Source organism: Kitasatospora sp. NPDC090308 (assembly GCF_044769485.1).
GTDB lineage: Bacteria > Actinomycetota > Actinomycetes > Streptomycetales > Streptomycetaceae > Kitasatospora > Kitasatospora fiedleri.
Genome location: NZ_JBIVXY010000004.1, coordinates 339,128 through 357,568, shown reverse-complemented (window position 1 = coordinate 357,568; position 18,441 = coordinate 339,128). Strand labels below are relative to the sequence as shown.

The 18,441-nt window shown below is 74.7% G+C and carries 17 protein-coding genes; 13 read left to right on the top strand and 4 right to left on the bottom strand.

The window, feature by feature from the left end; genetic code table 11:
* Positions 1–15: 15 nt before the first annotated feature.
* The gene (locus ACIQVD_RS12165; protein ID WP_400684874.1) at positions 16–1,014 is read right to left on the bottom strand and encodes an Lrp/AsnC family transcriptional regulator; all 999 of its coding nucleotides are present in this window, start codon (positions 1,012–1,014) and stop codon (positions 16–18) included.
* A gap of 122 nt (positions 1,015–1,136) precedes the next feature.
* Here ACIQVD_RS12165 and ACIQVD_RS12160 point away from each other — a divergent pair, with 122 nt between their 5' ends.
* Positions 1,137–2,615 (top strand): MFS transporter, encoded by a 1,479-nt coding sequence (locus tag ACIQVD_RS12160; RefSeq protein WP_400684877.1) that lies wholly within the window; start codon positions 1,137–1,139, stop codon positions 2,613–2,615.
* A 7-nt stretch (positions 2,616–2,622) separates the two neighbouring features.
* Here the strand turns inward: ACIQVD_RS12160 and ACIQVD_RS12155 are convergent, their stop codons facing one another.
* Positions 2,623–3,636, bottom strand: a complete 1,014-nt coding sequence (locus ACIQVD_RS12155; protein WP_400684880.1) for an alpha/beta fold hydrolase — start codon at positions 3,634–3,636, stop codon at positions 2,623–2,625.
* A gap of 160 nt (positions 3,637–3,796) precedes the next feature.
* On the opposite strand from ACIQVD_RS12155, the gene ACIQVD_RS12150 reads away from it, so the two are divergent.
* Positions 3,797–4,432, top strand: a complete 636-nt coding sequence (locus ACIQVD_RS12150) for a helix-turn-helix domain-containing protein (RefSeq protein WP_402288275.1) — start codon at positions 3,797–3,799, stop codon at positions 4,430–4,432.
* A 37-nt stretch (positions 4,433–4,469) separates the two neighbouring features.
* Here ACIQVD_RS12150 and ACIQVD_RS12145 read toward each other — a convergent pair whose 3' ends face one another.
* Entirely contained in the window at positions 4,470–5,558 is a 1,089-nt protein-coding gene (locus tag ACIQVD_RS12145; protein ID WP_400684886.1) for a LuxR C-terminal-related transcriptional regulator, read from the bottom strand.
* A gap of 137 nt (positions 5,559–5,695) precedes the next feature.
* Here ACIQVD_RS12145 and ACIQVD_RS12140 point away from each other — a divergent pair, with 137 nt between their 5' ends.
* The 10 genes from ACIQVD_RS12140 to ACIQVD_RS12095 all read left to right on the top strand — a co-directional run bounded on the left by ACIQVD_RS12140 (position 5,696) and on the right by ACIQVD_RS12095 (position 16,912).
* Positions 5,696–5,872: a hypothetical protein gene (locus tag ACIQVD_RS12140; RefSeq protein ID WP_400684889.1), complete on the top strand. Its 177-nt coding sequence runs from the start codon at positions 5,696–5,698 to the stop codon at positions 5,870–5,872.
* Positions 5,873–6,474: 602 nt separating this feature from the next.
* Complete coding sequence (locus ACIQVD_RS12135; protein ID WP_400684892.1) at positions 6,475–7,707, top strand: ATP-grasp domain-containing protein; 1,233 nt, start codon at positions 6,475–6,477, stop codon at positions 7,705–7,707.
* A 1-nt stretch (position 7,708) separates the two neighbouring features.
* Positions 7,709–8,986 carry an ATP-grasp domain-containing protein gene (locus ACIQVD_RS12130; protein WP_400684895.1) on the top strand — a complete coding sequence of 426 codons (1,278 nt, stop codon included), beginning with the start codon at positions 7,709–7,711 and terminating at the stop codon, positions 8,984–8,986.
* A gap of 104 nt (positions 8,987–9,090) precedes the next feature.
* Positions 9,091–9,840, top strand: a complete 750-nt coding sequence (gene thyX, locus ACIQVD_RS12125) for an FAD-dependent thymidylate synthase (RefSeq protein WP_100838921.1) — start codon at positions 9,091–9,093, stop codon at positions 9,838–9,840.
* Entirely contained in the window at positions 9,840–10,400 is a 561-nt protein-coding gene (locus tag ACIQVD_RS12120; RefSeq protein WP_100838920.1) for a TIGR00730 family Rossman fold protein, read from the top strand. Before thyX ends, ACIQVD_RS12120 begins: the two co-directional genes overlap by 1 nt.
* An 86-nt stretch (positions 10,401–10,486) precedes the next feature.
* Positions 10,487–11,482 carry an aspartyl/asparaginyl beta-hydroxylase domain-containing protein gene (locus ACIQVD_RS12115; protein WP_400684900.1) on the top strand — a complete coding sequence of 332 codons (996 nt, stop codon included), beginning with the start codon at positions 10,487–10,489 and terminating at the stop codon, positions 11,480–11,482.
* 83 nt (positions 11,483–11,565) lie between these two features.
* Positions 11,566–12,615: an isopenicillin N synthase family dioxygenase gene (locus tag ACIQVD_RS12110; RefSeq protein WP_400684903.1), complete on the top strand. Its 1,050-nt coding sequence runs from the start codon at positions 11,566–11,568 to the stop codon at positions 12,613–12,615.
* Between the two features lie 61 nt (positions 12,616–12,676).
* A complete protein-coding gene (locus tag ACIQVD_RS12105; RefSeq protein ID WP_402288269.1) occupies positions 12,677–14,074 on the top strand; it encodes an MFS transporter in 1,398 nt (465 codons plus the stop codon).
* Positions 14,064–15,524, top strand: coding sequence for a uracil-xanthine permease family protein (locus tag ACIQVD_RS12100; RefSeq protein ID WP_402288266.1), 1,461 nt, complete (start codon positions 14,064–14,066; stop codon positions 15,522–15,524). Before ACIQVD_RS12105 ends, ACIQVD_RS12100 begins: the two co-directional genes overlap by 11 nt.
* Positions 15,521–16,912, top strand: a complete 1,392-nt coding sequence (locus ACIQVD_RS12095) for a hypothetical protein (RefSeq protein WP_402288263.1) — start codon at positions 15,521–15,523, stop codon at positions 16,910–16,912. The genes ACIQVD_RS12100 and ACIQVD_RS12095 overlap by 4 nt, the downstream gene beginning before the upstream one ends.
* Positions 16,913–16,989: 77 nt before the next feature.
* Here the strand turns inward: ACIQVD_RS12095 and ACIQVD_RS12090 are convergent, their stop codons facing one another.
* Positions 16,990–17,763 carry an alpha/beta fold hydrolase gene (locus tag ACIQVD_RS12090; RefSeq protein WP_400684915.1) on the bottom strand — a complete coding sequence of 258 codons (774 nt, stop codon included), beginning with the start codon at positions 17,761–17,763 and terminating at the stop codon, positions 16,990–16,992.
* Between the two features lie 124 nt (positions 17,764–17,887).
* Between ACIQVD_RS12090 and ACIQVD_RS12085 the strand changes: the two genes are divergently transcribed.
* Positions 17,888–18,358 carry a PPOX class F420-dependent oxidoreductase gene (locus ACIQVD_RS12085; protein WP_400684918.1) on the top strand — a complete coding sequence of 157 codons (471 nt, stop codon included), beginning with the start codon at positions 17,888–17,890 and terminating at the stop codon, positions 18,356–18,358.
* Positions 18,359–18,441: the final 83 nt, after the last annotated feature.

Sequence of the window (18,441 nt, the reverse complement as noted above, 5' to 3'; positions counted from 1 at the left end):
CATCCTGACGCAGCGTCAGATGTCGCGCGGGGAGGCCAGCGGCAGCGGGCCCGGGCCCTTGACGATCCGGATGGTCGGCGCGGTCTCCAGGTGCTGCACCCCCGGCAGCGCCGCCACCCGGCTGGTCAGGTAGGCGTACAGCTCCCGCACGCTGCGGGTGATCACCACCGCGTGCAGGTTGCTCGGGCCGGTGGTCGCGCAGGCGTACGCCACCTCCGGGTGGGCGGCCAGCGCCGCACCGGCGGCGGCGAGTTCGGACGGCACCACGTTCAGCCACAGCCAGGTGTGGGTGCGCAGCCCGAAGATCCGCCAGTCCACGTCCAGGTCGTAGTAGAGCACCCCCGAGCCGGCCAGCTCCTCCAGCCGGCGGCGCGCCGTGCTCTCCGACTTCCCGCAGGCGGCGGCCAGTTCGGCCAGCGGGGCCCGCCCGTCCACCGCCAGCGCCGCCAGCAGCCGGCGGTCCGCCGCGTCCAACTCCGGCACCGGGCCGTCCGGTTCGGCGACCCGCGGACCGGCCGCGGTCAGCTCCGCGACCTGCCCGGCGGTCAGCGCCCCGGACTTGACCGCCAGGCTCTGCGCGCCGCCGAAGAAGGTGTGCAGCACGCAGTGCGCGCTCACCCCCAGCACGCTCGGGGTGCGCGGCAGGTGCTGGAGCAGCAGCGAGTGGTCCGAGCGGTCCGGCGGGGTGCGGGTCGAGCAGGCGATCTCGGTGCCGCCCGAGTTCAGCGACACCCACACGGTGTCCTCCCGGCGGGCCAGCGCCGCGGCCACCGCCCCCGCCGAGTCCGGCGAGCAGCGCACCCGCAACTGCCAGCGCACCTCGCCCAGCCGCTCCGGGTCGGGCAGCCCCAGCACCCGGATCACCCCCGCCCCGCGCAGCCGCCCGTACCGGCGCGCCACCGTCTGGTCCGACACCCCCAGCACCGCCGCCAGTCGGCTGAACGCCGCCCGCGGCGCCAACTGCAGCGCGTGCACCAGCTGCCGGTCGAGCGCGTCGTAGCCGTCGGATTCCACCGCACCATCGTAGGACGTGTCGAGAACCGGCGCGAACCGCGCACCGGCTAGGGGAAAGCGGCGGTCCGGAGCGAGAGTACGGAAGGAAACGACAACCCCGTCCCGGAAGGACGACCCCGCCCGTGCGCAAGTGGATACCCCTGACGGCGATCTGCGTCGGCGCGTTCATGCTGCTGGTCGACGCCAGCATCGTGAACACCGCGCTGCCCGAGATGTCCGAGGACCTGCACTCCACCTTCACCGCCCTGCAGTGGGTGGTGGACGTCTACGCCCTCACCCTCGCCGCCCTGCTGATGGCCTTCGGCTCGCTCGGCGACCGCCTCGGCCACCGCCGCCTCTACCTGGCCGGCCTCGCCGTCTTCGGCCTCGCCTCACTGGCCTGCGCGCTCGCCCCCGACGCCGGTACCCTGATCGCCGCCCGCGCTGCCCAGGGCCTCGGCGGCGCCGCCATGATGACCTCCACCACCGCCCTGCTCAACGCCGCCTACCAGGGCCGCGACCGGGGCACCGCGTTCGGCGTCTGGGGCGCGGTCAACGGCGCCGCGGCCGCCGCCGGGCCGGTGCTCGGCGGGCTGCTCACCCAGCAGTTCGGCTGGCGCTCGATCTTCCTGGTCAACCTGCCGATCGCCGCCGTCGCCGCCTGGCTCACCGTCCGCCACCTCACCGCCGACCGCCCCCGCGCCACGGAGGCCGAGGCTGCGGGCCGGTCCGGAGCGGTGGCGGGCCGGTCCGCCGGACGCTTCGACCTGCCCGGCGCCGCCACGTTCACGCTGTTCGCCGCCGCCCTCACCTACGGCCTGATCGAGAGCGGCGAACGCGGCTGGAGCGACCCCCTGGTGGCCGCCACCCTGATCGCCGCCGCCCTCGCCCTCGCCGCCTTCACCACCGTCGAACTGCGCACCGCCCGGCCCCTGCTGGACCTGCGGCTGCTGCGCAACCCCGCCTTCGTCGGCCTCGCCGCCGCCGGGCTGCTGCTCACCGCCGCCGCCTTCGCCCAGCTCACCTACACCGGCCTCTGGCTCCAACAGGTCCTGCACCTCAGCCCGTTGAACGCCGGACTGGCCGTCTGCCCGCTCGCCGCCGCCGCCTTCCTCACCGCCCCCGCCGGCAGCCGCCTGCTGCGCGGCGCACCCCCGCGGCTGCCGATCGCCCTCGGCCTGGCCCTGATCGGCGGCGGCACCCTGCTGCTCACCCTGGTCTCGCCCACCACCGGTTGGACGGCCCTGCTGCCCGGCCTGCTGGCCACCGGCGTCGGCGTCGGCCTGGCCACCCCGCCGATGATGGCCGCCGCCCTGGCCGCCGTCCCGCGCGAACGCGCCGGCATGGCCTCCGGCGCGTTCAACACCGCCCGCCAACTCGGCCTCGCCCTGGGCATCGCCGTCCTCGGCACGGTCTTCCAGAACACCCTGCGCGAACGCCCCGGCACCGATCCGCGCCACGCCTACGCCGCCGCCCTCGACCACGTCTACCTCACCGCCGGAGCGGCCGGACTGCTCGCCGCCGCGCTGGTCGTCCTGCTGGTGCGCCGCCCGGCCCCCGCCGCGCCCGCACCCGTTCCGCAGCCTCACGTCGTCAAGGAGCCGTCCGGGCAGCCGTCCTGACGGATGGTCAGTTCGACGGCAGGGAGTCGAGCCAGGAGGTCAGCAGCCCGTTGACCTCCTCGGCGCGCTCCTGCTGCACCCAGTGGCCGCAGCCCTCCAGCAGGTGGGCGGAGACCAGTCCGGGCAGCGTGGCCGGGAAGGCGTCGATCGCCTCCGCCATCCAGGTGGTCGAGGCGTCCCGCGTCCCGCCGACGAACAGCGCGGGCTGCTCCAGCGGACGCCCGGCGAAGGGGGCCAGCTCCGCCCAGTCCCGGTCCATGTTCCGGTAGCGGTTCAGCGCGCCGGTCAGGCCGGTGCGCTCGAACTCGCCCGCGTAGAAGTCGAGATCGGCCTCCGACAGCCAGGACGGCCGCACCCCGCGCGGGAAGCGCTCGCGGAGCGTCCCGCCCGCGGCCCGGGAGACGAAGTGCGGGTCCGGCGCGTCCGGGCCGGGCATGGTGTCGGCGGACAGCGCGGCGAAGAACCCCGCCAGCCAGCCCCGGACGTCCGGCTCGATCTCCGCCTCCGCCCGGCCCGGACGCTGGAAGTACGAGACGTAGAACTCCTCCGGCCCGCCCATCCCGGCGAACACCTCGCCCGGCCGCGGCCCGCCCGGCGGGGCGTACGGCACGCTCAGCAGGCCCACCGCGCGGAACACCTCCGGGTGCAGCAGGGCGGACGCGGCCGCGATGTTCGACCCCCAGTCGTGCCCGACCACCACCGCCGTCTCCGCGCCCGACCCCCGCACCAGCGCCAGGTTGTCCGCCACCAGCTCCCGCATCCGGTACGCCGCCGGATCGTCCGGCCGGCACGACCGCCCGTACCCGCGCACGTCCGGCGCCACCGCCCGGTACCCCGCCGCGGCGAGCGCCGGCAGCTGGTGCCGCCACGAGTACCAGGACTCCGGGAACCCGTGCACCAGCAGCACCAGCGGCCCGTCCCCCTGCTCCACCAGGTGCAGCGGCCCCGCGGGCCCGGCGACGGTGCGGTGCCGGGCCCCGGCGGCCGGGCCGGACCCGACGGTCTCCTGCGGTACGGACATGACGACTCCTCCAAGGGGCTGGACCGGGGACCGGACAAGGGGCTGGACGGCGGCGGGAACGCCCCGGCGCCGGGAACAGGTCGATCATGCGCCGTCCCGCCCCGCCCGGGCGACTACTCTTGCCGGATCGGCAACACCGCAGCTGAGGGGAGTGCCCGGGATGACCGGCAACGAGGAGGTGGCGCACCTGCTGGCCACCATGGGCCCACGGCTGCGCGCCGCCCGGGCCCGCGACGGTCGCGGCCTCGGCGAGGTGTGCCGGGCCACCGGCCTCACCCCCAGCACGCTGTCCCGGATGGAGAACGGCCACCGCCACCCCACCCTGGAGGTGCTGCTCCTGCTGGCCCGGGAGTACCGCGTCCCGCTCGACGAACTGGCCGGTACCGCGCCCGCGCGACCGGCACCGCTGCGGGGCGCGGACGACAAGGCGGTGCTCCCGCTGACCCGCTACGTCGGCGGCCTGCACGCGCACAAGCACGTCCTGCCCGCCACGGCCGCCGCCACCGACACCACCGCCGCCACCGCCGCCACCGACACCACCGCCACCGACACCACCGCCGACGGGCCCCCGTCCCGGCCGCGCCAGGTCTCCCACCCCGGCCACGAGTGGCTCTGCGTGCTCTCCGGGCGGCTCCGGCTGGCCCTCGGCGACCGCGAGCTGGTGCTGGCCGCCGGGGAGGTCGCCGAGTTCGACACCCGCGCCCCGCACGGGGTCGCCAACGCCGCCCCGGACCGCCCCGTCGAGTACCTGGTGATGTTCGGCCCGCAGGGCGAACGCCTGCGCGTCCGCAGCTGACGTCGGGCGGCCGAAATCCCCTGTCGCCGAAGGGGGTTCAGGCCGCCCCGCTCGGCGCGCCGCTCGGCACCCCGCCCCGCAGGCCGTCGCCGGACAGCGCCTCGGAACGGCCCAGCTGGTAGGCCATCTGAACCCGGCTCTGGGCGTCGTACGCCTTGAGGATCTTGGCGATGTGGGCCCGGCAGGTGCGGACGTTGAGGCTCATCCGACGGGCTATCGCGTCGTCCGGTTCGCCGTCCACCAGCATCCGCAGGATGGTCTGCTGGACTTCGTTCAGCCCCCGCCCGGCCGAGCCGCCGCGGTAGCGGACGTCGTACGGGCTGGCCCGCCGCCAGTCGCGCTCGAAGGCGTCGGCCAGGTAGGCGACCAGGGCGGGGTGGCGGACCAGCACCGCGCGGCGGCTGTCCTGGGCGGCCGAGACGAAGGCCGTCCTGCGGTCGAAGATCATCAGCCGTTTGGGCAGCTCGTCGAGGGTACGGACCTCCGCGCCCAGCGAGGACACCTTGGTCACGTAGTCCCGGATCGGCTCGCTGAACCGGGCCGGGTGCTGGTAGAGCGTGCGCAGGTGGGCGCCGCGGGCCAGCAGCTCCTCGGCCTTGCCGAGCGCCCGGGCCAGCGCGTCCGCCCGGCGGCCGTTGCCGGGCTGGGCGGTGAGCGCCTCCTCGGTGCAGTCGCGCATCGCCTCGTCGATCGCCGAGGTGATCATGTCCAGGCCGACCAGGTCCTGCACGGGCGCCGCCTGCGGGCCCTCCTCGGACGCCTGGTCGTAGAGGTGCGAGAGCCGGGTCAACTCCCCGACCAGGCGCGAGCCGTACTCCTCGATCCGGGCGGACTGCAGTCGCACCCGGCGGCGCACCGAGGCCGCGGCCAGCTGCGGGTCCACCGGGACCAGGCGGGCGGGCTCGGCGGCGTCGGCGGCGAGCAGCCCGAGCCTCAACAGCTGTTCGCTGGCGGCCAGTTCGTCAGGGGAGAGGCAGGCGGCGGAGAGGCCGACGGGACCGCCGCCGACCGCCGGGTTGGGCAGGCTGCCGCTGCTCAGCGAGCGCACGTAGAGCCGCTCGGCGGCGGGGCTGAGCCGGGGGACGTCCTCCTGACCGGGATCACCGGTCCGGTGTTCGGTGTTCATGACCACCCTCATGTTCATGCTGTTCATCAACATGAGCCAGCTGATCGCTTGCTCGACTCGGCCGGTCGGCCAAGAATTGTGTGTGCGGACGGACACGGGTTCTCCGCAACCACCCACCTGACAGAAGGATGTGACCGATGATCAGCCATGCCTCCAGCCACCTGCGGCGCTGGGTCGCCCTGCTCCTCCTGCCGGCCGCCGCCGTGATCGGCGTGGCGGCGGTCGGAACCGGCGCCGGGCACCCCGGTACCGGGCACGGCACCCGGGTGGTCGCGGACCTGGAATGGGACGTCACCCCCACCGGCGGTCACTGACCTCCGGACCGGCGGACGCGCTCCACCGCCGACGGCTCAGCCGCCGTCGACCGATCTCCCGGGGCAGGAACGCCGACATCGGACCGGAACGCGCACGGTCGGCCCGCTCACGACCGGGACTCTCGCAGCCGGGACTCTCGCAGCCGGAACGCGCACGACCGGGACTCTCGCGGCCGGAACGCGTACGACCGGAACCCTAGGAGCCGGGACTCTCGCAGCCGGGGCGCCCACGACCGGGAATGCCGCCGCCGGGAATCCCGCCACCGGGAATCCCGTGCCCGCGGCGGGCCCGCGGCCCGCGTCGACACCGATGCCGTGGCAGACCGGTTGCCGGAGCGTCGAGTACGTCCCCGACCTTCCTGGCACACCGCACATCCCAGCTCCCCATGTAGCTGCCGCCCCCGGCGCGGCATGAACCGTCGCGCTCATGACCAGGGCTGATCGTAACCAATGGAACGGCCCGATGCGCCGTTGTTCGACACTTCCGCACGCCGATCTACGCGCGTTCACGTGCGGAAAGACCTGATGCACCGTCAATTGTCCATGTAATCAAAGCATTTGCCCCCATCGCCGCTCCGGCCTGCCCGTCCAGGAGGACATCCATGAAGAAACTGCTGCTGATCGAGGCGAACGGCATGGTCGGTGGTGACCTGCTCGACGCGGCGCGGGAGTTGGGCGTCGAGGTGCACGTCGCCACCCACGAGGAGCTGTACCGCGACTACCGCCCCGAACTGAAGGAGAGGATCGACGGCACGGTCTTCACCGACCTCGGCGACACCGAGACGGCCGTCCGCGACCTGCTCTCCTTCGCCCGCGAGCGGGGCGTCGACGGCGTCGTCACCGGCTGGGAGTTCTTCTCCCCGCTGGTCACCCGGGTGGCCGCCGAACTCGGCCTGCCCGGCCACGACCCGGAGAAGGCCGCCGCCGCCCGCAACAAGCGGGTGATGGCGCAGGTCTTCGACGCCGCCGGCGTCCCCGCGCCGCGCACGGCCGTGGTGGCCGGCCCCGCCGAGGCCGCCGAGGCGCTGGCCCGGACCGGCCTCGACTACCCCGTGGTGGTCAAGCCGTGCGAGAACGCCGGCTCGGTCGGCGTCTCGGTGGTGCGCGGCGAGCAGGAGCTGGCCGCGGCGGTCGAGTTCGCCCAGGGCTGGCCGCGGGAGTTCCCGCACGGCACGCCGCTGGAGACCACCGTGCTGATCCAGGAGTACATCGGCGGGAAGGAGTTCAGCATCGAGACGGTGGTCTTCGAGGAGAAGTACCACCACCTGGCGATCACCGAGAAGTTCACCACCGACGACGCCACCCGCGCCGAGGTCGGCCACACCGTCCCCGCGGCGCTGGACGCGGCGGCCACCGAGGCGGTGCTCGCCACCGTCGAACAGGGCCTGGCCGCGCTGGGCTTCCGGTACGGCGTCGCGCACACCGAGCTCAAGCTGCTGGAGGACAACACCGCCCGGATCATCGAGGTCGGCGCCCGCCCGCCGGGCGACCACATCGTCAAGCTGGTCCGGCAGGCGACCGGCGTCAGCGAGGCCCGCGCCTACCTGCAGGCCGCGCTCGGCGAGCACCCCGACGTGCTGCCCACCCACCAGCGGGCCGCCGCGATCCGCTTCCTCACCCCGCCGTCGGCCGGCGTGCTGCGCTCCGTCGAGCACCTCCCCGAGGGCCCGCACACGGTGGCCACCGCGCTGTACGCCGAACCCGGCAAGGAACTCGCCCGCCCGCAGGACAACATCTCCCGGGTCGGCCACTTCATCCTGACCGCCGAAACGGCCGAGGAGGTCAACCGGCTCGCCGCCGAGGCCCTGGCCGCCGTCCGCATCGAGCTGGCCTGAGATGGCCCGCATCGCGCTGCTGCGCTCCATCGAGATCCAGCAGACCGACCCCTACGTCCGGGAGCTGGCCGGCCCGGCCGCCGAGGCCGGCCTCACCCTCAAGCTGTTCCACACCGACGGCGAGTGCGGACCGGACGACTTCCCCGGCGAGTCCGAGAAGCTCCCGCCCGGCCTGAGCTGCGAGCAGATCGCCGACCGGATCGCCGCCTGGGGCGCCGACGGCGTCGTCTCGCTCTCCATACCCGACGAGAACGCGCTGCGCGACGCCGTGGTGCGCGAGAAGCTCGCCGCCCGCGGCATCCCGATGGTCATGCACAGCCCGGACGCCACCTGCGTGCTGGCCAACAAGTGGGAGACCAAGCGGCTGCTCGCCGCCCACGGCCTCGACACCCCCGACGGGCTGCTGGTCGACGGCGACCTGCTGCGCGGCCGCAGCGTCCAGGCCCCGGCCTACCAGGACCTGCTGCTGGCGCAGGCCGAGCGGATCGGCTACCCGCTGCTCTCCAAGCCGCTGTGGGACTGCCTCGCCACCGGCATCCGCTTCCTGCCCGACCGGGCGGCCCTGCGCGCCTACCTCGCCGACCCGTACGACGGCAGCACCGTCCTGGAGCACTGCGTCACCGGCGAACTCTGCTCGGTGGAGGTGGTCGGCCGGCCCGGGCACTACGCCCTCCAGCCGCTGATCTGGAAGGGGCCGACCGGTGGTGCCCCGTCCTTCGTCTTCGACACCGTCCGCTACACCGCGCCGCGCCCCGGCCCCGACCGGGACTTCCGGCCGGTCGCCGAGCGGCTGCTGCGGCTGTGCGAGGACCTCGGGATCGAGGGCGCCATCGAGGTCGAGATGATCCACGTCGACGGCGGCTACCAGGTCATCGAGATCAACCCCCGGGTCTCCGGCTCCACCACGCTCTCCATCGCCGCCTCCGGCGACAACACCTACGCCGCGCTGCTCTCGCTGCTGCTCGGCACCTGGGAGCAGCAGGCCCCCGGCTTCGGCCGCCGCCGCCGGCTCGCGCTGCAACTGCCGATCCGCCGGGCCACCCCCGCGCTCACCGCGCTGCTGCGCGAACGCCTCGACCTGGTCCGGGCCAGCGAGTTCCACATCGACGGCCAGGCGTACGCCAACACCGTGCTCACCTGCGAGTTCGACCGTCGGGACGAACTCGCGGCGACACTGCGCGAGTTGACGGCCGAGCACGGACTGCTCACCCCCGGCGTGCTCGAACTGGCGGAGCAGCTCCTGGCCGCCCCCGCCCCGCTGGCCGCCGCCACGGCCTGACCGGCGCACCACCGCGCACCACCCGTACCGCCCCGTCCCACCGCGAACCCACGAACCACACGCACTACGCGCACCACGCGACCGAACCGAGAGGAACCGCCACCATGCTGGTCAGCGAGCAGGGCTCCGTCCTGGACACCGCCCCCGGCGTCGAACTGCGCAGCGACATCTCCGTCGAACTGGTCGACCACCGGGCCAGCGACGCCGGCGTCGTCCGGGCCGCCCGGGTCTCCACCATCGGCGAGGACGCCCAGATCGAGGACAAGGGCGAGGGCTACAGCGCCGGACTCCTCAACTACCTGATGAAGAGCCGCCACGGCAGCCCCTTCGAGCACAACTACATGACCTTCCTGATCACCGCGCCGATCTTCACCGTCCGCCACCTGATGCGCCACCGCACCTGGTCGTTCAACGAGGAGAGCGCCCGCTACCGGGAGCTGCGCCCGGTCTTCTACGTCCCGGACGGCGAGCGCCTGCTGCGTCAGAAGGGCAAGCCCGGCCACTACCAGTACGTCCCGGGCACCGACCAGGACCACGAGCAGATCCTCACCTCCGCGCACGCCGTCTACGCCAAGGCGTACGAGGAGTACACCGCGATGCTGGAGTCCGGCATCGCCCGCGAGATCGCCCGCATGGTGCTGCCGGTGGCCACCTACTCCTCGGTGTACGCGACCTGCAACTCCCGCGGCCTGATGCACTTCCTGAGCCTGCGCACCAACCGCGCCGACGCCACCTACCCCTCGCACCCGCAGCGCGAGATCGAGCTGGTCGCCGAGCAGATGGAGGACGCCTGGAAGGCCCTGATGCCGGTCACCCACGCGGCCTTCGAGACCTACGGCCGGGTCAGCCCCTGATGCGGGTCACCGTCTACGCCGGCTCCTCGGCGGGCCGGGACGAGGTGTACGCCCGGGAGGCCGCCGCCTTCGCCCGCGAACTCGCCGAGGCCGGGCACGAGATCGTCTACGGCGGCGGCAGCGTCGGACTGATGGGCGTGGTCGCCGACAGCGCGATGGCGGCCGGCGGCCGGGTCACCGGCGTCATCCCGCGCTCGCTGCACGACGCCGAGGTCGCCCACCTCGGCCTCACCGAACTGCACGTGGTCGACACCATGCACGAGCGCAAGGACCTGATGGCCCGGCTCGGCGACTGCTTCGTCGCCCTGCCGGGCGGCCTGGGCACCGTCGAGGAGCTCTTCGAGGTCTGGGCCTGGCTGATCCTCGGGCACCACGGCAAACCGGTCACCGTCCTGAACACCGACGGCTACTGGGACGGCCTGCTCGACACGGTCGAGGGCATCGCCCGGGCCGGGTTCATGCGGCCCGAGGAGAGCGCCTCGCTGGTCCCGGTCCGCAAGGCCGGCGACCTGCTCGCGCTCTGCGACAGCTGGCGGCCCCCGCCGCCGCGCTGGGCCTGACCGGCCCCGGACACCACCACGGGCACCCCCCACCGGCACCGCGGCACCACCCGCCGTCACCACCCACCGACCGAGAAAGGCAGTCCGTGCAGCAGCGCATGGCCACCCCCGCCTTCTCCCGACTGCCCCGCTCCGCCCGGCTGGACGGCGACTTCGACGTCGTCCGGCTGGGCGCGGAGCTGGCGGCGCTCCGCCAGGTCCACTGGCACCGCCGCCGGCGCTACCCGGCCCAGGCCCTCACCGCCGTCCCCGAGCAGTGGCGCACCCTGCCGCTGCGCAGCATCGGCGGCGACCCCGAGCGCACCGACGCCGGCGGCCCCGACCGGGACGACTTCGCCGACACCCCGTGGCTGGCCGGCGCCCCGTACCTCGCCGAGGTGCTGGGCGCCCTGCCCGCCGCCAAACGGGCCGTCCGGCTGATGGCGCTCACCCCCGGGGCCAGCGGCGCCCCGCACCGCGACACCAAGAACGGCCTGGCCTGGGGCACCGTCCGGCTCTACCTGCCGCTCACCGCCCACCCCGGCGCCGGACTGGTCATCGAGGGCGAACCGCAGCAGTGGACGCCGGGCACCCTCTGGTACGGCGACGTCAGCCGCAGCCACCGGCTGCTGCACCCCGGCACCGACGGCACCCCGGTCCACCTGGTCGCCGACCTGCTGCCCAACCGCGCCCTGCTGGACCTCTTCCCGCCGGTCTTCCGCACCCCCGAGGTGCTGGCCGAGAGCATCCTGGCCCGGCCCCCGGCCCCGCTCGACGCCGCCGCCCGGGCCGCCCACGGCCTGCGCTTCGACGTCCCCGAGTCCTTCACCGACCGGGACGAGGCGGACGGCGCCTTCCTGCGCCACCAGCGCCGACTGCCCAGCACCGTGCTGCTCCGCGCGGACCGGCTGTTCCTGACCGCGCCCGGCGAACCCGAGCTCGGCCTGGTCCACCTCGGCGGCGGCGAGTTCCGCTTCGCCGGCTGGACGGAGGAGCGCACCCTGCGGCTGCCCCGCCCCGGCGAGGTCCCGGCCGTCGTCCTGCGCACCCGCTGCGGCAGCACCGTCCGCGAAACGGCGGTGCCCGCCCGGCACGACACCTGACCGACCCCGGGCCCCGGCCCGGCCGACCGCGGCCCCGGCCGCCCCACCGACAGCAGACAGCAGACAGCAGAGAGGTGAGAACCGTGCCGACCCTGGCAGCGACCGCCGCCCCGACGGGCACCCCGGTGACCCTGGTGGACGGCTACGTGCCGGTCATCGACCTGAGCGGCGCCCGCACCGACCCCCGCCGCCGCGCCGAGGTCGCCGCGGCCGTCGACCGGACCTGCCGCACCAGCGGCTTCCTGGTCATCGTCGGCCACGGCGTCCCCGAGCAGGCCATCACCGAGATGTACCGCGCCACCCGCGAGTTCTTCGCGCTCCCGCCGGAGGTCAAGGCCGCCCACCTGGCCGACCCCGCCGACCCGCTGATGCGCGGCTTCGGCCGCAGCGGCAGCCTCGCCGCGTCCAACCCGGACGCCTCGGTGGCCACCGAACGGGCCCGCCCCGACGTCTCGGAGACCTTCACCGTCAACCGGCTCGGCGAACCCGAGGGCGCCCGCGCCCTGCCCGCCGACGCCGCCCCGGCGCTGCGCACCCCCAACCCGTGGCCCGACCTGCCGGGCTTCGCCGACGCGTACCGCGGCTACTACGCCGAGATGGAACGGCTGGCCGGCGAGCTGATGCGGCTGTTCGCCCTCGGACTCGGCCTGCCCGAGGACTGGTTCGAGGACAAGATCGACCAGCACATGACCAACCTGACCGCCAACTACTACCCGGCGCAGCCCGTCCCGCCCGCACCCGGACAGCTGCGCAAGGGCGAGCACAGCGACTGGGGCAGCCTCACCATCCTCTACCAGGACAACGGCACCGGCGGCCTCCAGGTGCTCGACCGCACCGGCGACCGCTGGCTGGACGTCCCCGTGGTCGAGGGCTCCTTCGTCGTCAACATCGGCGACCTGATGGCGATCTGGACCAACGACGCCTGGGTCAGCACCGTGCACCGGGTGGTCAACCCGCCCCGCGAAGAGGCCCACAACGAGCGCTACTCGGTGCCGTTCTTCCACCAGCCGAACTACGACGCCCTGATCGAGTGCATCGCCACCTGCACCGACCGGGACAACCCGCCGCGGCACGCCCCGGTCCGCTCCGGCCCCTACATCACCGGCAAGTTCGCCCGGGCGTACGGAAACTGACGCCCCCACACCCAAGCGGCGGCCGCCACCGGGGCGGCCGCCGCGCGCCCGCAGGAGAGTCATGGACAACAGCGCACCCCGGCCGTCGCAGTCCGCACGGCCGCCGCAGCCGCCGCGCGGACTGCGACACCTCCTCGGCCTGCCCGACCTCACCGGCAACGGCCGGTTCCTGGCGGCCAACGTCATCGACAGCCTCGGCAACGGACTGGTCCTCGCCTTCACCGTCGTCTACTTCACCCGGACCACCGACCTGCCGCTGGTCGAGATCGGCGCGGCCCTGACCCTGGGCCACCTGCTCTCGCTGCCGGTGCCCGCCCTGGTCGGGCCGCTGCTGGACCGGATCGGCCCGCGCGCCGTGGTCGCGGTGGGCAACCTGGTGTCGGCCGGCGGCTTCCTCGGCTTCCTGTTCTGCCGCCAGGCCTGGATGATCGTGCTGTTCCAACTGGTCGTGCAGACCGGCTCGAACATCTACTGGACCTCCAGCCGCCCGCTGGTCGTGCTGGCCGCCCGCGAGGGCGAACGGCAGCGCTGGTTCGCGCTCACCAGCTCGCTGCGCAACATCGGCGCGGGCTTCGGCGCGGCCGTCGCCGCCCTGCTGCTCCAGTTCGCCGGCACCACCGGCCTGCGGGCCGTGGTGGTCGCCAACACCGCGACCTTCCTGCTCGCCGCCTGGCTGATCTCCTCCTGGCGCCCGACCGGCGAACAGCCCCGCCCCACCGCCGCCGCCCCCGCCGACCGCCCGGCCGGCAGCTACCGGGACGTCCTGCGCGACCTGCCCTACCTGCGCCTGGTCGCCGCCAACCTGGGCTTCGTGCTGGCCGCCATGGTGCTGCCGGTGCTGCTCGCCGTCTACGCCACCGGGACGCTGCACTCCGCCGCCTGGATCGTCGGCGCCCTGGTCGTGCTGAACACCGGCCTGGTCGCGCTGGCCCAGACCACCGTCGCCCGCTGGGGCGAACACCGCAACCCCGTACGGGTGCTGGCGCTGGCCGCGATCCTGAACGCGGTGGCGTTCGCGCTGTTCGGCGCGCTGTCGGCGGTGCCCGGCTGGGCGGTCGAGGCGGGCCTGGTGCTGGCCGTGCTGGTCTACACGCTGGCGGAGATGGTCGGTGGCCCGCCGTCCAACGAACTCAGCGTGGCGATGGCCAAGGAGCACATCCAGGGCCGCTACCAGGCCGCCTTCCAACTCTCCTGGACGATCGGCGGCGCCGTGTCGCCGGTGGTCCTGACCGCCCTGCTGGGGCGCGGCCCGCTGTGGCCGTGGGTGTTCCTGGCCGCGTTCAGCCTGCTGTCGGTGCTGCTGGTGCAGGGGCTCGGCGGACGGCCCGCGAAGTCCGCCGAGCCCGCCGAGCCCGTCGCGTCGGCCGAGCCCGTCGCGTCCGCAGACCCCGCCGCCACCGCCCCCGCTCCGGCGGCCCCCGCTCCGGTCGCGTCCGCGGAGGTGTCCGGTGCTGCGTGAACGGCTCGGCCTGACCTGGGAGTTGCACGGCGACGGCCGCGAACCGCGCCCCGGCGCCGCCGTCCGGCCCGACCAGCGGCTCAGCTGGCCCCGGACGGTCGGCCTCGGCGCCCAGCACGTGGTGGCGATGTTCGGCGCCACCTTCGTCTTCCCGCTGGTGATGGGCCTCGACCCGAACCTCGGCATCATGATGTCCGGCATCGCCACCGCGCTCTTCCTGCTGGTGGTGCGCGGCCGCATCCCCAGCTACCTCGGCACCAGCGCCTCGTTCGTGGGCGCGGTCGCCGCGATCCGGGCGGCCGGCGGCTCCAGCGCCGTCGTCACCGGCGCGGTCGCGGTGTCCGGCATCGCGCTGGCCCTGGTCGGCCTGGCCGTGCACCGGGCCGGCAGCGCCGTCGTCAACCGGCTCTTCCCGCCGGTGGTGGCCGGCGCGGTGGTGCTGCTGATCGGCTTCAACCTGGCCCCCGTGGTCGCCCGGATCTACTGGCCGCAGGACCAGTGGACGGCGCTGGCCACGATGGCCGTGGTGCTCGCCTCCGGCGTCCTGCTGCGCGGCTTCTGGGGGCGGATCTCGGTCTTCGTCGGCCTGGTCTTCGGCTTCGCCCTCTCCTGGCTGCTGGACCTCACCACCGGCCCGATCACCGCCCCCGACGCCACCGGCGCGGTCACCACCCACTTCCGGGTCGACCTCGGCGCGGTGGCGCACGCCGACTGGATCGGCCTGCCCTCCACACACGCGCCGGAGTTCCGGCTCTCCGCGATCCTGCTCGCGCTGCCCGCGGTGATCGCCCTGGTCGCCGAGAACACCGGCCACGTGCGGGCGGTTGCCGAGATGACCGGCAGCGACCTGGACGGCAGCCTCGGCCGCGCCCTGTTCGCCGACGGCCTGGCCACGGCGGTCGCGGCCGGCACCGGCTCCGCCCCGACCACCACCTTCGCCGAGAACATCGGCGTGATGGCCGCGACCCGGGTCTACTCCACCGCCGCGTACTGGGTGGCCGCCGGCACCGCCGTCCTGCTCGGCCTGTGCCCCAAGTTCGGGGCGATCGTCGCCGCCACCCCCGGCGGGGTGCTCGGCGGCATCACCGTGGTCCTCTACGGCATGATCGGCCTGCTCGGCGCGAACATCTGGGTCCGGAACCGGGTCGACTTCGGCGACCCCGTCCACCTGGTCCCCACCGCGGCGGGCGTGGTCGCCGGGATCGGCGGCGTCTCGATCGGCGTCACGGGCGGCTTCTCGCTGAGCGGCATCACGCTGGGCACCCTGATCGTCCTGGTCGGCCACCACGCCCTGCGCCACCTCGCCGCCCGCCGCCGCACCGCCACCGGCCCGCACCCCGCGCCCGCCGCACCCGTTCCCGTCTCCGTCTCCGCACCCACCGCCGCGGACCCCCAGCCCGTCCCCGCCGCACCCGCCCCCGCCGCCGCCAGCCGAGGAGCAGCCCGATGACCAGCCCCGCGCCGACCCGCCCCGCCACCAGCACCCCCCCGGTCGCCGAGAACGCGCTGACCGCCGCCTACCTGGCCGGCCGCCCGAGCGCCGAGTCGCTGGCCCGGCGCTGCGCCGAGGACACCGCGCTGCGGACGGCCCTGGGCGGCAACTACCTGACCCGCCCGGTCTTCCTGGAGGGCGCCACCGCCCGCGACCTCGGCGTCCGCCTCAGCGGCCTCTACGACCTGCTGCTCTCGCTGCCGCACCGGCTCTTCGACGGCGACGTCCGGGCGTTCGCCGCGGCGGCCGGCTGGTCGCCGCTCCAGATCGCCACCTCGCTGCGCCCGGACGGCAGGCCGCGCACCGTGCCGCGGATCGCCCGCTCCGACCTCTACCAGGAGGCCGGCGGCTTCAAGCTGCTGGAGCTGAACGTCGGCAGCCCGCTCGGCGGCTTCGACACCCCGCTGATCAACCGGGCCATGCTCGGCGACGAGCAGCTGCGCCGCTTCGTGGCCGAACACCGCCTGGAGTACGCCGACACCCTGCACCTGCTGGTCGCCATGTGGCGCGAGGCGTTCCCCGAGCTGGACTTCGACGCCGCCCCGCTGGTCGCCCTGGTGGACTGGCCGACCAGCTTCCCCAGCCTGGAGCCGCGGCTGCGGGTGATGGCCGAGATGCTCGCCCCGCTGGGCATCGAGGCGGTCCCCTGCCACGCGGGCCAGGTCGAGACCCGCGCCGACGGGGTGTACGTGCACGGCCGGCGGATCGACCTGGTGCACCGCTGGTTCGTCAGCGAGGACCTGGTCGACCCGGCCGATGCCGCGCTGGCCGCCCCGATCCTGGCCGCCGCCGACGCGGGCCTGGTCGCGCTGTTCGCCACCCTGGAGACCGAGCTGTACGGCGCCAAGGGCTGCCTCGCGCTGGTCAGCGACGAACGCCACCGCCCGGCCTTCGGCACCGCCGAACTCGCCCTGGTCGACGGCCTGTTGCCGTGGACGCGGATGCTCGCCGACCGCAAGGTCGAGGCCGACGGCGAACAGGTCGACCTGCTGCCGTACGTGCTGGCCCACCGCGAGGAGTTCACCCTCAAGGCCACCGCCGGGCACGGCGGACTCGACGTCCTCCCCGGCTGGCAGACCGGGGAGGCGGAGTGGCGGGCCAAGGTGGCCGCCGCCGCGGGCGGCCCGTACGTGGTGCAGCGGCGGGTGCGGCCGGTGGTGGAGCGCTTCCCGGTCGGCGACGGGACGGGCCGCACCGAGCCAGTGGTGGTCAACTGGGGCGTCTTCATGATCGGCCACGGCTACGGCGGCGCCTTCAACCGCGGCATCGCCAACCCGGAACCCGGCGTGATCAGCCTCGCCAACGGCGCCAGCTTCACCACCGCCTTCCACACCCCGCTGGACTGACGCCCCGTCCGCCCCGCCCCGCCCGTCCGCCCCGCCCCGCTGCTCCCGTCCGCTACGCCGCCGCTACCCCGCCGCCGCTACGCCTCCGGCGCGAGCGCGGCGGCGGCGGCCCGGGCGAAGCCCTCCGGGTTGTCCAGCATGATGTTGTGCCCGCAGTCCGGGACGGCCACCACCGACACCCCGGCGGCGGCCAGCGCCTCCGCGCCCGGCAGCGGGGTGTCGGACGCCGGCAGCAGGAAGGTGCGCGGCACGGACAGGCCGCTCAGCACCTCCCGCACCGTCGGCGAGGTGTTGCGGGCCAGGTGGACGGCGCTGCGGTACAGCCCCTCCCGCCCGGCCAGCCGCATGGTGGACCACCAGTGCGGCCCCACCCGGTCCGCGACCTCGGCCCAGCCCCCGGCGAGGAACTCCTCCTCGGTGTACGCGGCGATGCCGCTCCCGCCGCCGTGTCCGGGCCGGGGCGGCACCGGGTCGAGGTTGGCGTCCACCAGCAGCAGCCGGGACACCAGGTGCGGGTGGCGGTCGGCGAGCACCACCGCCACCGAACCGCCCATGCTGTGCGCGACCAGCTCCGCGCCCGACACCCCCGCGGCGGTCAGCAGCGCGGCCAGCGCGTCGGCGTGCGACTCCAGGGTGTAGTCGAAGCCGGTCGGCCGGTCGCTGAGGCCGTGCCCCAGCAGGTCCACCAGCAGCGACCGCCGCCCGGCCAGCAGCGGATGGACCGCCGAGGCCGCGAAGTACGCGGGCGCGCTGGCCCCCAGCCCGTGCACGTAGACCCGGGCCGCCTCCCGTCCCTCGAACTCCACCCAGCGCATCTGATCGCCCTCGGGCGTCACGGTCGCGGTCCGCACCGTCCCAGCTCCCTCCGTCTCGCAGCCTGCCGACGGAGCAAGACCCTAGTGCGTCCCGACGCCCCGTCAGGACCGCCCGCGCTGATCCGGCACGATTCCGGAGCGCCGCACTAGGCTGACCGCCATGAGCCCTTCGATCGCCACCAACACCCGGGTGGAACTCGCCGAGTTGCTGGACTTCGTCCGCCCCCGCCACCGTGCCCTGCTGCTCACCCGGCGCGCCGACGGCAGCCCGCAGGCGTCCCCGCTGACCTGCGGCGTCGACGACGCCGGCCGGATCGTGGTCTCCACCTACCCGGAGCGGGCCAAGACCCGCAACGCCCGGCGCGACACCGCGGTCAGCGTGGTCGTGCTCTCCGACGAGTGGGACGGCCCCTGGGTGCAGGTCGACGGCGAGGCCGAGGTGCTGGACCTGCCGGAGGCGCTGGAGCCGCTGGTCGAGTACTACCGCACCATCTCCGGCGAGCACCCGGACTGGGACGAGTACCGCGCCGCGATGCGCCGCCAGGGCAAGTCGCTGATCCGGATCACCCCGCGCCGCTGGGGCCCGATCGCCACCGGCGGCTTCCCGGCCCGGCTGGCCACCACCGACTGACGCCGCGCCCGGTCCGTGCCGCCCGCCGGACCCGTTCCGTCGGGGCACGGGCACGGGCACGGGCACGGGGACGGCCCCGGTCT

Bases quoted from the DNA above. Each gene is read 5' to 3' on its own strand.
- ACIQVD_RS12130 (WP_400684895.1), top strand. From the start codon at position 7,709: ATGGCCCGCATCGCGCTGCTGCGCTCCATCGAGATCCAGCAGACCGAC.
- ACIQVD_RS12120 (WP_100838920.1), top strand. From the start codon at position 9,840: ATGCGGGTCACCGTCTACGCCGGCTCCTCGGCGGGCCGGGACGAGGTG.
- ACIQVD_RS12140 (WP_400684889.1), top strand. From the start codon at position 5,696: ATGATCAGCCATGCCTCCAGCCACCTGCGGCGCTGGGTCGCCCTGCTC.
- ACIQVD_RS12135 (WP_400684892.1), top strand. From the start codon at position 6,475: ATGAAGAAACTGCTGCTGATCGAGGCGAACGGCATGGTCGGTGGTGAC.
- ACIQVD_RS12155 (WP_400684880.1), bottom strand. From the start codon at position 3,636: ATGTCCGTACCGCAGGAGACCGTCGGGTCCGGCCCGGCCGCCGGGGCC.
- ACIQVD_RS12105 (WP_402288269.1), top strand. From the start codon at position 12,677: ATGGACAACAGCGCACCCCGGCCGTCGCAGTCCGCACGGCCGCCGCAG.
- ACIQVD_RS12085 (WP_400684918.1), top strand. From the start codon at position 17,888: ATGAGCCCTTCGATCGCCACCAACACCCGGGTGGAACTCGCCGAGTTG.
- ACIQVD_RS12145 (WP_400684886.1), bottom strand. From the start codon at position 5,558: ATGAACACCGAACACCGGACCGGTGATCCCGGTCAGGAGGACGTCCCC.
- ACIQVD_RS12150 (WP_402288275.1), top strand. From the start codon at position 3,797: ATGACCGGCAACGAGGAGGTGGCGCACCTGCTGGCCACCATGGGCCCA.
- ACIQVD_RS12095 (WP_402288263.1), top strand. From the start codon at position 15,521: ATGACCAGCCCCGCGCCGACCCGCCCCGCCACCAGCACCCCCCCGGTC.
- thyX (WP_100838921.1), top strand. From the start codon at position 9,091: ATGCTGGTCAGCGAGCAGGGCTCCGTCCTGGACACCGCCCCCGGCGTC.